The sequence below is a fragment of the Streptomyces sp. HUAS TT7 genome (genome assembly GCF_051550175.1).
Taxonomy (GTDB): Bacteria; Actinomycetota; Actinomycetes; order Streptomycetales; family Streptomycetaceae; genus Streptomyces.
In genome coordinates, this window is sequence record NZ_CP196175.1 from 5,548,785 (window position 1) to 5,562,494 (window position 13,710).

General features: G+C 71.8%; 11 protein-coding genes. 6 read left to right on the plus strand and 5 right to left on the minus strand.

Annotated features, from left to right (window positions below):
- Positions 1 to 197 precede the first annotated feature (197 nt).
- The 5 genes from ACSHXC_RS25090 to ACSHXC_RS25110 form a co-directional block, all read right to left on the minus strand.
- On the minus strand, positions 198 to 2,633 hold the full coding sequence (locus ACSHXC_RS25090) for a heavy metal translocating P-type ATPase (protein ID WP_438296808.1): 2,436 nt from the start codon (positions 2,631 to 2,633) through the stop codon (positions 198 to 200).
- 145 nt (positions 2,634 to 2,778) lie between these two features.
- Positions 2,779 to 3,087 (minus strand): heavy-metal-associated domain-containing protein, encoded by a 309-nt coding sequence (locus ACSHXC_RS25095; RefSeq protein WP_438293748.1) that lies wholly within the window; start codon positions 3,085 to 3,087, stop codon positions 2,779 to 2,781.
- A 178-nt stretch (positions 3,088 to 3,265) separates the two neighbouring features.
- Positions 3,266 to 3,466 carry a MarR family transcriptional regulator gene (locus ACSHXC_RS25100; protein WP_438293749.1) on the minus strand — a complete coding sequence of 67 codons (201 nt, stop codon included), beginning with the start codon at positions 3,464 to 3,466 and terminating at the stop codon, positions 3,266 to 3,268.
- A gap of 252 nt (positions 3,467 to 3,718) precedes the next feature.
- Entirely contained in the window at positions 3,719 to 4,726 is a 1,008-nt protein-coding gene (locus ACSHXC_RS25105; protein ID WP_438293750.1) for a Gfo/Idh/MocA family protein, read from the minus strand.
- Position 4,727: 1 nt separating this feature from the next.
- Complete coding sequence (locus tag ACSHXC_RS25110) at positions 4,728 to 5,630, minus strand: sugar phosphate isomerase/epimerase family protein (protein ID WP_438293751.1); 903 nt, start codon at positions 5,628 to 5,630, stop codon at positions 4,728 to 4,730.
- A 133-nt stretch (positions 5,631 to 5,763) separates the two neighbouring features.
- Between ACSHXC_RS25110 and iolC the strand changes: the two genes are divergently transcribed.
- The 6 genes from iolC (at position 5,764) to ACSHXC_RS25140 (ending at position 13,702) form a co-directional block, all read left to right on the plus strand.
- Positions 5,764 to 6,801 carry a 5-dehydro-2-deoxygluconokinase gene (gene iolC, locus ACSHXC_RS25115; protein WP_438293752.1) on the plus strand — a complete coding sequence of 346 codons (1,038 nt, stop codon included), beginning with the start codon at positions 5,764 to 5,766 and terminating at the stop codon, positions 6,799 to 6,801.
- Positions 6,798 to 7,685 carry a Cgl0159 family (beta/alpha)8-fold protein gene (locus ACSHXC_RS25120; protein ID WP_438293753.1) on the plus strand — a complete coding sequence of 296 codons (888 nt, stop codon included), beginning with the start codon at positions 6,798 to 6,800 and terminating at the stop codon, positions 7,683 to 7,685. The genes iolC and ACSHXC_RS25120 overlap by 4 nt, the downstream gene beginning before the upstream one ends.
- Before the next feature lie 16 nt (positions 7,686 to 7,701).
- Entirely contained in the window at positions 7,702 to 8,517 is an 816-nt protein-coding gene (gene iolB, locus ACSHXC_RS25125) for a 5-deoxy-glucuronate isomerase (RefSeq protein WP_438293754.1), read from the plus strand.
- The gene (gene iolD, locus ACSHXC_RS25130; RefSeq protein ID WP_438296810.1) at positions 8,508 to 10,397 is read left to right on the plus strand and encodes a 3D-(3,5/4)-trihydroxycyclohexane-1,2-dione acylhydrolase (decyclizing); all 1,890 of its coding nucleotides are present in this window, start codon (positions 8,508 to 8,510) and stop codon (positions 10,395 to 10,397) included. Before iolB ends, iolD begins: the two co-directional genes overlap by 10 nt.
- Before the next feature lie 14 nt (positions 10,398 to 10,411).
- Positions 10,412 to 11,914 (plus strand): CoA-acylating methylmalonate-semialdehyde dehydrogenase, encoded by a 1,503-nt coding sequence (gene mmsA, locus ACSHXC_RS25135; protein WP_438293755.1) that lies wholly within the window; start codon positions 10,412 to 10,414, stop codon positions 11,912 to 11,914.
- Positions 11,915 to 12,304: 390 nt separating this feature from the next.
- Complete coding sequence (locus tag ACSHXC_RS25140; RefSeq protein ID WP_438293756.1) at positions 12,305 to 13,702, plus strand: APC family permease; 1,398 nt, start codon at positions 12,305 to 12,307, stop codon at positions 13,700 to 13,702.
- Positions 13,703 to 13,710 lie beyond the last annotated feature (8 nt).

Below are 13,710 nucleotides of genomic sequence, written 5' to 3' on the forward strand. Positions count from 1 at the left end.
TCTGCCGGGGTACGTACCTGTCGGGTGGGCCGCTCAAAGCTCCCGACGTACGTGCCCCGGCCAACGCGTTGCCTGGAACGTCCCCCAAGACATTCCATGGACGTCCCCCAAGACGTCCTCGGCATCGCCCACTTAGACTCCCGACCCCTCCCGATGGTTACCTCAAAACCTCTGTGATCTAGATCTCTTTGTGGAGGTCAGGTGAAGGAACGCAACCGTAGGCTGTTGGTTACCACGAACACCGACGAGAACGCCATAGCCGCACCCGCGATCATCGGATTCAGCAGGCCCGCGGCGGCCAGGGGGACGGCGGCCACGTTGTAGCCGAATGCCCAGAAAAGGTTGCCTTTGATCGTGGCCAGGGTCCGGCGGGACAATCGGATCGCATCGGCGGCAACCCGCAGGTCACCGCGTACGAGGGTGAGATCGCCGGCCTCAATGGCGGCGTCCGTGCCGGTGCCCATGGCGAGACCCAGATCGGCGACGGCCAGAGCGGCCGCGTCGTTGACGCCGTCCCCCACCATGGCGACGGTGCGGCCCTGCGCCTGAAGGCGCCTGACGACGGCGGCCTTGTCCTCGGGGAGGACCTCCGCGTACACATCGGCCGCCTCGATACCGACTTCCGCGGCCACGGTTGTGGCGACGCCGTGGTGGTCGCCGGTGAGCAGGACCGGGGTGAGGCCCAGCGCCCGCAGCCGGGCGACGGCCTCGGCGCTGGTCTCCTTCACGGTGTCGGAGACGGTCAGCACGCCCCGGGCGACCCCGTCCCAGGCGACGGTGACGGCGGTACGCCCCTGGGCCTCGGCGGCGCCCTTGGCCGCGGCGAGCTCGGGCGGCAGCTCCAGGGCGCCGTCCCGGCCCACGTACACGCGACGGCCCTCGACGACGCCCTCCACGCCCCGGCCGGGCAGCGAGCGGAAGTCCTCGGCCGGTGGCAGCACCCCGGCCCGGTCCTGGGCGCCGGCCGCGATCGCGCGGGCGATGGGGTGCTCGGAGGCGTGCTCCAGGGCACCGGCCAGGCGCAGGAGTTGCTTCTCGTCGATGCCCTCGGCGACGTGGACCCCGTACAGGCTCATGCGTCCGGTGGTCACCGTGCCGGTCTTGTCGAGGACGACGGTGTCCACCCGGCGGGTCGACTCCAGGACCTCCGGGCCCTTGATCAGGATGCCGAGCTGGGCTCCCCGTCCCGTACCGACCATGAGGGCGGTCGGGGTGGCCAGGCCCAGCGCGCACGGGCAGGCGATGATCAGTACGGCCACGGCCGCGGTGAAGGCGGCGGTGGCGTCGCCGGTGACCAGGAGCCAGGCGGCCAGGGTGGCGAGCGCGATGGCGAACACCACCGGCACGAAGACGCCCGCGATGCGGTCGGCGAGGCGCTGCACCTGGGCCTTGCCGTTCTGGGCGTCCTCCACCAGGCGCGCCATGCGGGCGAGCTGGGTGTCCGCGCCGACGCGGGTCGCCTCGACGACGATCCGGCCCCCGGCGTTCACGGTCGCCCCGGTGACGGGGTCGCCCACGCCCACGTCCACCGGCACGGACTCGCCGGTCAGCATCGACGCGTCGACCGCCGAGGCGCCCTCGACGACGGTGCCGTCCGTGGCGACCTTCTCGCCGGGCCGTACGACGAAGCGGTCCCCGGTACGCAACTGGCTTACGGGGATGCGCACTTCGGCCCCGCCGCGCAGCACGGCGACGTCCTTCGCGCCCAGCTCCATCAGGGCACGCAGGGCGGCGCCGGACTTCCGCTTGGCGCGGGCCTCCAGATAGCGGCCGAGCAGGATGAACGTGACGACGCCCGCGGCGACTTCGAGGTAGATCGTTCCGGCGCCGTCCCCGCGGCTGGTGGTGAAGCTGAACCCGTGCCGCATGCCGGGCATGCCCGCGGTACCGAAGAAGAGCGCCCAGAGCGACCAGCCGAACGCGGAGAGCGTGCCGGTGGATACGAGGGTGTCCATCGTGGCGGAGCCGTGCTTGAGGTTGGCCCACGCGGCCCGGTGGAACGGGAGGCCGCCCCAGATGACGGCGGGGGCGGCGAGGGTGAGGCTGAGCCATTGCCAGTTGTCGAACTGGAGCGGGGGAATCATCGCCAGCGCGACGACGGGCGCGGAAAGGATGGCCGATACGATCAGCCGCCCTCTCAGCGCGGCCAGCCGCGTCGTGCTGCGGTCGTCTCCCGGGTGCGGCCGGGTGGTGCCCCCTGGGGGCTCCGCCCCCAGACCCCCGTTCGCGCCTGAACGGCGCTCGTCCTCAAACGCCGGACGGGCTGAAGTTGCCGTGACCAGCGCTGAATCAGGTGAGGTGGGCTCCTCCACCTCCTCACGCTGTGGGCAATCGTTCCGCAGGGCGATTGGGGTCTCCCCCGGTCGAGCGAAGTCGAGACCTTGGGGAAGGGTGGGCACAGCGGACCCGTGGCCCGCAGTCGAATCTGCGCCGGGGGCCGGGGCGGAGCCCCGGGGGTTCAGGGGCTCGGCGGTGTACCCCGTTTTCACCACCGTCGCCACGAGGTCGCCCACCCCCACCCCCTCGCCGCAGGCGACCCTCGCCTTTTCCGTGGCGTAGTTGACCGTGGCGGAAACCCCCTCCATCCGGTTCAGCTTCTTCTCGACGCGGGCCGCGCACGCCGCGCAGGTCATTCCGCCGATGGCGAGTTCGACCACGTGGGACGGGGTGGTGGTTGGCACGATGGGGCTCCAGAAAGCGGGCCGGGCCGCACGGTACCGGCGGGAAGCCGGCCGGGTGCGGCCCGACGGGGGAGAAGCGGAGGGGATGCCCTCCGGGTCAGGCGCGGCCGACCAGTTCGTAGCCCGCCTCGTCGACGGCCGCACGGACCGCCTCCTCGTCGAGCGGCGCCGCCGAGACGACGGTGACCTCGCCGGTCGCGGCGACGGCCTTCACCGAGCTGACGCCCTCGATCTCGGAGATCTCATCGGACACCGCGCCTTCGCAGTGGCCGCAGGTCATGCCGGAGACCTTGTAGACGGCGGTGACGGCGCCCACCTGGACGTCGGTCGCCCCGTCACCCTGGCAGCCTCCGGCGGGCGAGCAGCAGGAACCGGTCGCTACGGGGGTCTCGATCTCGGCGGTCATGGCGTTCTCCTCTTCGCGGGCGTACGGATCCATGGTGCATCAGGGGGCCAAGGGGGGACCGAGGCGCCCTCACACACTGCAGACTATACCCCTAGGGGGTATTAGGCGAGCCTACTCGGACGCGGTTGGGGTGATTCGGGGTGATAACGATGGAACCGCCCGCATCGGTGCGCCCGGGTCACTTCGCGCGGCGGCCCCTGTTGCCGGGCCGCTGGGCGACCCACGCCCGGATCGTGTCCGCGAACCAGTACGGCTTGCCGTTCTCCACCAGGTCCGGCCCCGGCAGGAGTCCGTGTTTGCGGTAGGAGCGCACCGTGTCCGGCTGTACCCGGATGTGCGCGGCGATTTCTTTGTAGGACCAGAGCCTTCGGTCGGTCATGCGGGGCACCTCCCTGCGTACGCCGCAGCGGCGACCGGAAGGCCGTCGGGGGAGCTGCGACGCGAACGCTTGGCGATCACTCAGCCTGTGCCCGTTCAACGACGGAGAGTGAGGCCGGGGGAGCCCCTGTCGACCGCCTGTGACGCAAGACCCGTGTAATCGAGACATGTGTGACGGGAGCCGGATGCTTGTAACGCATGCGATGAACAAGGGTGGTTGGGGCAGATGGGTGACATCCCCGGCCGGCGGCCGCTACTTGTACAAGGGCGGGCGCTCCGGCAGCTCCACCGCGACCCGCCCGCCCGACTCCTGTGCCCGCACCCCCGCCTCGCAGACCAGCGCCGCCGCACAGCCGTCCCAGGCGCTGGCTCCCTCGGTGCGGCCGTGCCTCGTCGCGTCCACCCAGGCCTGCACCTCGCGGTCGTACGCCTCGGCGAACCGGATCGTGAAGTCCTGCGGGACGTCGTGGGCCGCCCGGCCCGCCGCCCGCGTGACGAGCCCGCCGCTCTCGCCGATCGAGGCGGTCCCGCGCTCGCACACCGCCTCGCAGCGCACCTCGTACCCGAAGCCGCAGTTGACGAAGATCTCGACGTCCACGACCGCGCCGCCGGACGTCTCGAAGAGGACCAGCTGGGGATCGCCGAGGCCTTGCGGGGCGTACGAGGTGGGGCGCGGGCGCAGGACCTGAACGGCGGTGATCTCCTGGCCGAGCAGCCAGCGGGTGGCGTCCGCCTCGTGCACCACCGAGTCGCGGATCAGCATCTCGGTGGTGAAGAAGGAGGGCGATTGGGCGTTGCGGTGGCGGCAGTGCAGCATCAGCGGGCGGCCCAACTCGCCCTGTTCGAGGGTGAGTCGGAGTCGCTGGTACTCGGCGTCGTACCGGCGCATGAAGCCCACCGTGACCAGGCGGTGGCCCAGGCGCTGCTCGGCCTCCATGACGCGCAGGGTGCCGGCCGGGTCGGGGGTCAGCGGTTTCTCGCACAGGACCGGCAGGCCGCGCGCGAAGGCTTCGAGCAGGGCCGCCTCGTGGGCCGGGCCCGAGGAGGCGATGAGGACGGCGTCCACGCCGGGCGCGGCCATCGCGGCCGCCGGGTCGGTGTGGACGGCGCACCCCTCGATGCCCGCCGCCACCGCGCTGGCGCGCTCCAGGTCCAGGTCGGCGACGGCGGCCACGCGGGCGCCGCCGATGACGGAGTCGATCCGGCGCACATGGTCGGCGCCCATCCGGCCGGTGCCGATGACGGCGATGCCCAGGGCCATGTCAAGCCCCGCACGAGCGGAGGAACGCGCGGGTGCGCTCGGCGATCGGCAGGGGCTTGTCCGGATCGCAGGGGTACATGTCCTGCTCGACGATCGCGAACAGGTCGACGTCCAGGTCCTGGGCCGCGGCCAGTACCGGTTCGAGCGCGGGCACGCCGTGCGGCGGCTCGCACATCACGCCCTGCGCCACGGCCGGCCCGAACGGCGTTCCGGCGGCGCGGACTTGGGCAAGGACCCCGGGGTCCACCTGCTTGAGGTGGAGGTAGCCGATCCGCTCCCCGTACGTCTCGATCAGCTTGACGCTGTCGCCGCCGCAGTACGCGTAGTGCCCGGTGTCGAGACACAGCGAGACCAGGTCGGAGTCGGTGGCGTGCAGGAAGCGGGCCACGTTCTCCTCGCTGTCGATGTGGGTGTCGGCGTGCGGGTGCACGACGACGCGCAGGCCGTACCGGTCCCGCACCTCGCGGGCCAGGCGCTCGGTCTGACCGGCGAGATCGCGCCACTGCGCGGCGGTCAGCGTGCTGTCCTCCAGGACCTCGCCGCTCTTGTCGTCGCGCCAGAAGGAGGGGATGACGACCAGGTGCCGGGCGCCGGTGGCCTGTGCCAGCGCGGCCACGTCCGACACGTGCGCCCAGGTCTTCTCCCACACCGCCGGGCCGTGGTGCAGCCCCGTGAAGACGGTCCCGGCCGAGACCCGCAGATCGCGTGCGGCGGTCTCTTCGGCGAGGCGCGCCGGGTCGGTGGGGAGATAGCCGTACGGTCCGAGTTCGATCCATCGGTAGCCCGCGCCCGCGACCTCGTCCAGGAAGCGCTGCCAGGGGACTTGGCGAGGGTCGTCGGGAAACCAGACGCCCCAGGAGTCGGGGGCCGAACCGATCCGGATGCGGGTCTTCGCCGTCGTCATGGGGGCCAGCCTTCCGGGGGCGCGGGAGGAGTGTCAAGGCCACGTCCGAATGTAAGGACAAAAGATTGACAGGGGTGGTGGGCGACGGCTAGACCTGGGGTCATCGGCGACGCGGCGACCCGAGGGGACGTGCATGGACGAGGCTTCGTACGGCAGCGAGAACGGCCACGGGTACGACTCTGCGTACGGCGCCGAGCGCGACGCTGCCTACGACCTGATCACCATGGGGCGGATCGGCGTCGACCTCTACCCCCTGCAGACCGGGGTGCCGCTGGCGAAGGTCAGCTCGTTCGGGAAGTTCCTGGGCGGCTCGCCCTCCAACGTGGCCGTCGCCGCGGCCCGGCTCGGCCGCCGCACCGCCGTCGTCACCCGCACCGGGCGCGACCCCTTCGGCGAGTATCTCCGTACGGAACTGGGCGAGTTCGGGGTCGACGCGCGCTGGGCCACCCCTGTGGACGGGCTGCCCACGCCGGTCACCTTCTGCGAGGTGTTCCCTCCGGACGACTTCCCGCTGTACTTCTACCGACTGCCCAAGGCGCCCGATCTGGAGCTGCGGGAAGGGGAGTTGGACCTTGCGGCGATTGGGGCGGCGCGGATTTTCTGGGTGACGGGGACGGGGCTGTGCGCGGAGCCCAGTCGGAGCGCGACGCTGGCGGCGTTGGGGGTGCGGGTGGCCCCCGGGCGGGTGGCCACCGTGTTCGACCTCGACTGGCGGCCCATGTTTTGGGAAAACGCAGCCTGGGAAGCCCCCGAAGTCGCCCGCACCTACTACCGCGAGGCCCTGCGCCACGCCACCGTCGCCGTCGGCAACATCGACGAGTGCGAGGTTGCCACCGGCGAGCGGGAGCCCCGGGCCGCGGCTGACGCGCTGCTTGCCGCCGGGGTCGAGCTCGCCGTCGTCAAGCAGGGGCCCAAGGGTGTGCTCGCCGTGCACCGGGACGGGGCCGTCGCCGAGGTGCCGCCCGTGCCGGTCGACGTGGTCAACGGGCTCGGTGCGGGCGATGCCTTCGGCGGGGCGCTCTGTCATGGGCTGCTCGCCGGCTGGGACCTCCTCCGTGTAGTGCGGTACGCCAACGCCGCCGGGGCCATCGTCGCGTCCCGGCTCGCCTGCTCCTCCGCCATGCCGTACCCCGCCGAGGTCGAGCGCGTACTGGAAGGCGGCCGGGTGTGAGCGCCGACCTCGGGCCCGCCGGGCTCGCGCGGCTGCGGGCCCGCCACCCCGAAGCCGTCGCCGAGGCCGCCGCCCGCCGGGTGCGCAGACCGCTGCTCCGCGGCGACGGCGGGCGGCTGATGGTGATCGCCGCCGACCATCCGGCCCGGGGCGCGCTCGGCGTCGGCGCCAACGGGCTCGCCATGGCCGACCGGGGCGATCTGCTCGACCGGCTCCGGCTCGCCCTGTCGCGGCCCGGCGTCGACGGCGTGCTCGCCAGCGCCGACGTCCTGGAGGACCTGCTCCTGCTCGGCGCCCTGGAGGACAAGGTCGTCATCGGCTCCATGAACCGCGGCGGCCTCGCCGGAGCCGCCTTCGAACTCGACGACCGCTTCACCGGCCACCGCGCCCAGGACCTGGAGCGGCTCGGCTTCGACGCGGGCAAGCTCCTGCTCAGGATCGACTACGAGGACGCCGGTTCGCTCGACACGCTGCACGCCGCCGCCCGGGCCGTCGACGAGATGGCCGAGCGTCAACTCCCGGTGTTCGTCGAGCCGTTCATCTGCCAGCGGCGGGAAGGGCGGATTCGTCATGATCTCTCCGCCGGGGCGGTCACCCGGTCCATCGCCATCGCCTCGGGCCTGGCCGGCACCTCCGCCTACACCTGGCTGAAGGTGCCCGTCACCGAGAACCCGGACGACATGGCCGAGGTCATGGCCACCAGTACGCTGCCCGCGGTGCTGCTCGGCGGCGACATAGGGGACGACCAGGACGCCGCCTTCGAGAAGTGGCGCGGAGCGCTGCGCCTGCCCACCGTGCAGGGCCTGGTCGCCGGGCGCTCGCTGCTCTACCCGGCCGACGGCGATGTGGCGGCGGCCGTCGACACCGCCGTCGGACTGCTGTAGGGGATAGGAGCCGGACATGGATCACCAAGGACTGCTCGTACGGGCCGGGGACGCAGCCCGCGATGCGTACGCCGTCGACATCGACCCCGAGCGGGCGGGGTGGAGCTATTCCTCCCTGCGCGTGCTCACCCTGCCGCCCGGCGGCTCGCACCTGCTGGACGCCGGGGACAGCGAGTGGCTCGTGGTGCCGCTCAGCGGTGGTTGTACGGTGCGCACCGATGGCCTGTCTGCCGAACTGCACGGTCGCAAGGGCGTGTTCGACGGGCCGACCGACTTCGCCTATGTGCCGCGTGACGCGCACACCCAGATCACCTCCGGCGCGGGAGGCCGTTTCGCCCTGGCAGGAGCGCGGTGCGAGCGACGACTCCCCGCTCGCCGCGGCCCCGCGCCGGAGGTACCCGTCGAAGCCCGGGGCTCCGGAAACTGTTCCCGTACGGTGCGCAACTTCGCCGCCGCGGACGCCTTCGCCTGCGACCGGCTGATCGCCGTCGAGGTGATCACGCCCGGCGGCAACTGGTCCTCGTACCCGCCGCACAAGCACGACGAGCAACTGCCGGGCAAGGAGAGCGAGTTGGAGGAGATCTACTACTTCGAGTTCGAGCGGCCCGGCGGCTACGGCTACCAGCGGATCTCGCCGTCCCGCGACGGCGGTGCCGACCTCCTCGCCGAGGTGCGCACCGGCGACGCGGTGCTCGTTCCGGACGGCTGGCACGGGCCGTCCATCGCCCAGCCCGGCAACGCCATGTACTACCTGAACGTGATGGCGGGCCCGGGGCAGGAACGGGAGTGGAAGATCTCCTTCCACCCCGATCACGTGGAGGGATACCAGTGACCGGTACGACGCGCCGCCTCACCACCGCACAGGCGCTGATCGCCTTCCTGGCCCGCCAGTACACCGCCTGCGGCGGGGTCAACCACCGCCTGATCGCGGCCACTTGGGGCATCTTCGGACACGGCAACGTCGCCGGATTCGGGCAGGCGCTCCTCGAATCCGGGCCCGACGCCATGCCCTTCCACCAGGGCCGCAACGAGCAGGCCATGGTGCACGCCGCCGTCGGCTACGCCCGCCAGTCCGGCCGGCTCTCCGCCCATGCGGTGACCACCTCCATCGGGCCCGGTGCCACCAACCTCGTCACGGGCGCGGCCCTGGCCACCATCAACCACCTCCCGGTGCTGCTCCTGCCCGGCGACATCTTCGCCGGCCGCCCCGCCGACCCGGTGCTCCAACAGCTCGAAGTCCCGTACGCGGGCGACATGTCGGTCAACGACTGCCTGCGCCCGGTCTCCCGCTACTTCGACCGGATCACCCGCCCCGAGGCGCTGATCCCGGCCGCCCTGAACGCGATGAGCGTCCTCGCCGACCCCGCGAACACGGGCGCGGTCACGCTCGCCCTGCCGCAGGACGTCCAGGCGGAGGCGTACGACTGGCCGGAGGAGTTCTTCCGCGAGCGGGTGTGGCCGGTTCGGGCCCCGGTCGTCGACGCCGATGAACTGGCGGGCGCGGTAGGGGAGTTGAGGCGGGCCGAGCGGCCGCTCGTCGTCGTCGGCGGCGGGGTGCGGCACGCCCGCGCTCAGGACGTGCTCGGCGCGTTCGCCGAGGACACCGGCATCCCGGTCGCGAGCACCCAGGCCGGCAAGGGCGCGCTGCTCCACGACCACCCCCGCGATGTCGGCGGCATCGGCCACACCGGCACGGCCGCCGCCGACCAGCTGGCCCGCACCGCCGATGTGGTGCTCGGCGTCGGCACCCGCTGGACCGACTTCACGACCGCCTCCGCCACCCTCTTCCAGAACCCCGACGTCCGCTTCGTCAACCTCAACGTCCGCCCCGCCGACGCGCACAAGATGGGCGGCCGGCAACTCGTCGGCGACGCCCGCACCGGCCTCGCCGCGCTGCACGAGGCGCTGAAGGGATACCGAGTACCGGCCGCGTACGAGGCCGAGTGCGCGCGGTTGAAGGGGGAGTGGGAGGCGCGGGTGGACGCCGCCTACACCCCGGTGTCCGACGGTGCCCGCCCCACCCAGGCCCAAGTCCTCGGCGTACTCGACACCTTGGTCACCGGGGACGACATCCTGATCAACGCGGCTGGCTCGCTCCCCGGCGACCTCCACAAGCTGTGGCGGACCCGCTCACGCGACCAGTACCACGTCGAATACGGCTACTCCTGCATGGGCTACGAGATCCCCGCGGCCATCGGAGTCGCCCTCGCGGCACCCGGGCGGCCGGTGTGGGCGCTGGTCGGTGACGGTACGTATCTGATGAATCCGACCGAAATCGTCACCGCCGTGCAGGAGAACATCCCCATCAAGGTGGTGATCCTCCAGAACCATGGGTACGCCTCGATCGGCGGGCTCTCGGACGCGGTGGGAGGTGAGCGGTTCGGCACGGCGTACCGGTTCCGCGCGGCGGACGGGACGTACGGCGGCGATCCGCTGCCGGTCGACCTGGCGGCCAACGCGGGCTCGCTCGGGATGCGTGTACTTCGCGCCGAAACCGTGCGTGACCTGCGAGAAGCCCTCGCCGAAGCGCGCCGGGCCGACGTCCCCACATGTGTCTACGTGGAGACCGAAACGCCCGACACAGTGTCGGGCCCGCCCCCGGCCCAGGCGTGGTGGGATGTGCCCGTGGCCGAGACCGCGACCCGCACGTCGGCGGTCGCGGCCCGCGAGGAGTACGCACGGCACGTCACCGCCCGACGCCGTCATCTGTGAAGGAGCACTTGGACATGACGAAGACCGTCCACCACTGGATCGGTGGCAAGAGCGTCGAGGGCACGTCGGGAAGCTTCGGCCCGGTGACCGACCCGGCGACCGGCGCGGTCACGACGCAGGTCGCCTTCGCGTCGGTGGAGGAGGTGGACCAGGCCGTGGCCACCGCGAAGGCGGCGTACGCGACCTGGGGCACGTCCTCGCTGGCCCAGCGCACCACCGTCCTTTTCAAGTTCCGGGCGCTGCTCGACGCGAACCGGGACGCGATCGCCGAGCTGATCACCGCCGAGCACGGCAAGGTGCACTCGGACGCGCTCGGCGAGGTCGCCCGCGGTCTGGAGATCGTCGACCTGGCCTGCGGCATCACCACGCAACTGAAGGGTGAGCTGTCCACGCAGGTATCCAGCCGGGTGGACGTGGCCTCCATCCGCCAGCCGCTGGGCGTCGTCGCGGGCATCACGCCGTTCAACTTCCCGGCGATGGTGCCGATGTGGATGTTCCCGCTCGCCATCGCGTGCGGCAACACCTTCGTCCTGAAGCCCTCGGAGAAGGACCCGTCGGCGTCGATGAAGATCGCCGAACTGCTCGCCGAGGCGGGCCTGCCCGACGGCGTCTTCAACGTCCTGCACGGCGACAAGGTGGCCGTCGACGCGCTGCTCGCCCACCCGGACGTCGCCGCGGTCTCCTTCGTCGGCTCGACCCCGATCGCCCGCTACATCCACACCACCGCCTCCGCCAACGGCAAGCGGGTGCAGGCGCTCGGCGGCGCCAAGAACCACATGCTGGTGCTGCCGGACGCCGACCTGGACGCGGCGGCCGACGCCGCGGTCTCGGCCGCGTACGGCTCGGCGGGCGAGCGCTGCATGGCGATCTCCGCGGTCGTCGCGGTGGGTGCGATCGGTGACGAGCTGGTGGAGAAGATCCGCGAGCGCGCCGAGAAGATCAAGATCGGCCCCGGCAACGACCCGTCCTCCGAGATGGGCCCGCTGATCACCGCGGCCCACCGCGACAAGGTCGCCTCCTACGTCGCGGGCGCCGCCGCCCAGGGCTCCACCGTCGTCCTGGACGGCACCGGCTACACGGTCGAGGGCTTCGAGGGCGGCCACTGGATCGGCCTGTCCCTCCTGGACCACGTGCCGACCTCGGCGGACGCCTACCGCGACGAGATCTTCGGCCCGGTCCTGTGCGTGCTGCGCGCCGAGACGTACGAGGAGGGCCTGGCGCTGATCAACGCCTCGCCGTTCGGCAACGGCACCGCGATCTTCACCCGGGACGGCGGGGCGGCCCGCCGCTTCCAGCTGGAGGTCGAGGCCGGCATGGTCGGCGTGAACGTGCCGATCCCGGTGCCGGTGGGCTACCACTCCTTCGGCGGCTGGAAGGACTCGCTCTTCGGCGACCACCACATCTACGGCAACGACGGCACGCACTTCTACACCCGCGGCAAGGTCGTCACCACTCGCTGGCCGGACCCGTCCGAGGCCCCGGCGGGCGTGGACCTGGGGTTCCCGCGGAACCACTGATCGCCCGATCCGCCACGGCCGCCGTCCGCCCCCGAAGGAAGGGGTGCGGGCGGCGGCCGTCGCCGTACCCGGCCGAATCGAGCGGCCCCGGAGCCTCCGCACACGTCCGTACGCGTCCGTACCGCGGAAAGTTGCCGACGAACTTCGGCCCGCGCGCTGCGGTTCCCGTACCGGGCGAACTCCATGGCTTGACACGTCCTTAACGCCGAAAACCGGCGTACTCCCGCGCCGGATCTTCGGATTCCGCAGGTAACCCCCTATTGACCTGCGGTTCTCCGAAGGATTCCATGACGTCCACCCGGGAGCCGCCGCATCACTTTCACCACCCCGCCTCTGGAGGCGATACCGCTCCCGCGCTTCACAGCCGCACCAGTCGATCGGAACCGCACGATGACGGAAACGCTCAGCGCCCCTCAGGCGCTCGCCCCCGCGACCGGCCCCACCCCGCAGAAGCTCAAGCGTTCCATCGGCGTCGTGGGCGGCACCCTCCTCACGCTGTCCTGCGTGACGCCCGCCTCCACCCTGTTCGTCGTCGTGCCCGACCTCTTCGCCACCCTCGGCACCTACACCGCCCTCACCATCGCGATCGGCTCGCTGCTCTGTATCGGCGTCGCGTTCTGCTACTCGGAGCTGGGCACCCTCATCCCCAGCGCGGGCGGCGAGTACGCCATGGTGTCGACGATGGCGGGGCGGCTCGCGGGCTGGCTGGTGTTCGTGCTCTCGCTGCTCGTCGTGATGATCGTGCCGCCCGTCATCGCGATGGGCACCGCCGACTACCTCGCGCCGATCGTGCACATCCCGGCGCCGCTGGCCGGCGCCGGCGTCATGCTGCTCGCCACCCTGGCCGGCCTGCTCGACCTGCGCGCCAATGCCTGGATCACCGGAATCTTCCTCGTACTGGAGGTCGTCGCCGCCGGTGTAGTGGCCCTGCTCGGCTTCGCCCACAGCGAGCGCGGCGCCTCGGCCCTCGTACACGGCTCTGTCGCCACCGACAGCGGTACGCCCTCGACGGTCACCGCCATGATGGTGATCTCCGGACTCGCCATCGCCCTCTTCATCACCCAGGGCTTCTCGACCGCCGTGTACCTGTCGGAGGAGCTGGAGCACCCGCGGCGCAACGTCGCCCGCACCGTGCTCGCCACCCTCGCCATCTCGACCGCCGTGATCCTGGTGCCCGTCGTGGCCATCACGATGGGCGCCCCCGACCTCGCGGCCCTCACCAGCGGCAACCTCAGCGAGATGGTCACCGCGTGGTCGAACTCCGCGGTCGGCACCTTCGTCAGCCTCTGCGTCGCCCTCGCCATCATCAACGCGGGCATCGTCATGGTCATCCAGAACTCCCGCGTCCTGTTCGCCTCCGCCCGCGACAAGGCCTGGCCCGAGCCCGTCAACCGGGGCCTGTCCCGGCTCGGCCGGTTCGGCTCCCCGTGGGTGGCCACCCTCCTGGTCGGCGTCCCCGGCGCGGCCCTGTGCTTCGTCAAGCTCGACACCCTCTACGGCGTCACCGGCGTCTCCGTCACCGCCATGTACCTCCTGGTCGCCGTCGCCGCCCTGCTCTGCCGGCGCGGCTCGCACAAGGACGTCCCGGCCTGGCGGATGCCGCTGTGGCCCGCGGTGCCGGTCCTCCTCATCGCCGTACTCGCCTACATCCTGACCCAGCAGGAGACCGAGTACCTGCTGTGGACCGGCGGCATCACCGCGGTCGCCACCCTGTACTGGGCGCTGTACCTGCGGCCGCGCCGCGAGACCCGCTGGCTGGTCAGCATCCCCGAGGACGCGCAGGCCTGAGGCGGTGC

What these genes read in the sequence shown, in the direction of transcription:
- ACSHXC_RS25090 (WP_438296808.1), bottom strand. Translation starts at nt 2,633, where the DNA reads ATGACCTGCGCGGCGTGCGCGGCCCGCGTCGAGAAGAAGCTGAACCGG.
- ACSHXC_RS25095 (WP_438293748.1), bottom strand. Translation starts at nt 3,087, where the DNA reads ATGACCGCCGAGATCGAGACCCCCGTAGCGACCGGTTCCTGCTGCTCG.
- ACSHXC_RS25100 (WP_438293749.1), bottom strand. Translation starts at nt 3,466, where the DNA reads ATGACCGACCGAAGGCTCTGGTCCTACAAAGAAATCGCCGCGCACATC.
- ACSHXC_RS25105 (WP_438293750.1), bottom strand. Translation starts at nt 4,726, where the DNA reads ATGGCCCTGGGCATCGCCGTCATCGGCACCGGCCGGATGGGCGCCGAC.
- ACSHXC_RS25110 (WP_438293751.1), bottom strand. Translation starts at nt 5,630, where the DNA reads ATGACGACGGCGAAGACCCGCATCCGGATCGGTTCGGCCCCCGACTCC.
- iolC (WP_438293752.1), top strand. Translation starts at nt 5,764, where the DNA reads ATGGACGAGGCTTCGTACGGCAGCGAGAACGGCCACGGGTACGACTCT.
- iolB (WP_438293754.1), top strand. Translation starts at nt 7,702, where the DNA reads ATGGATCACCAAGGACTGCTCGTACGGGCCGGGGACGCAGCCCGCGAT.
- mmsA (WP_438293755.1), top strand. Translation starts at nt 10,412, where the DNA reads ATGACGAAGACCGTCCACCACTGGATCGGTGGCAAGAGCGTCGAGGGC.
- ACSHXC_RS25140 (WP_438293756.1), top strand. Translation starts at nt 12,305, where the DNA reads ATGACGGAAACGCTCAGCGCCCCTCAGGCGCTCGCCCCCGCGACCGGC.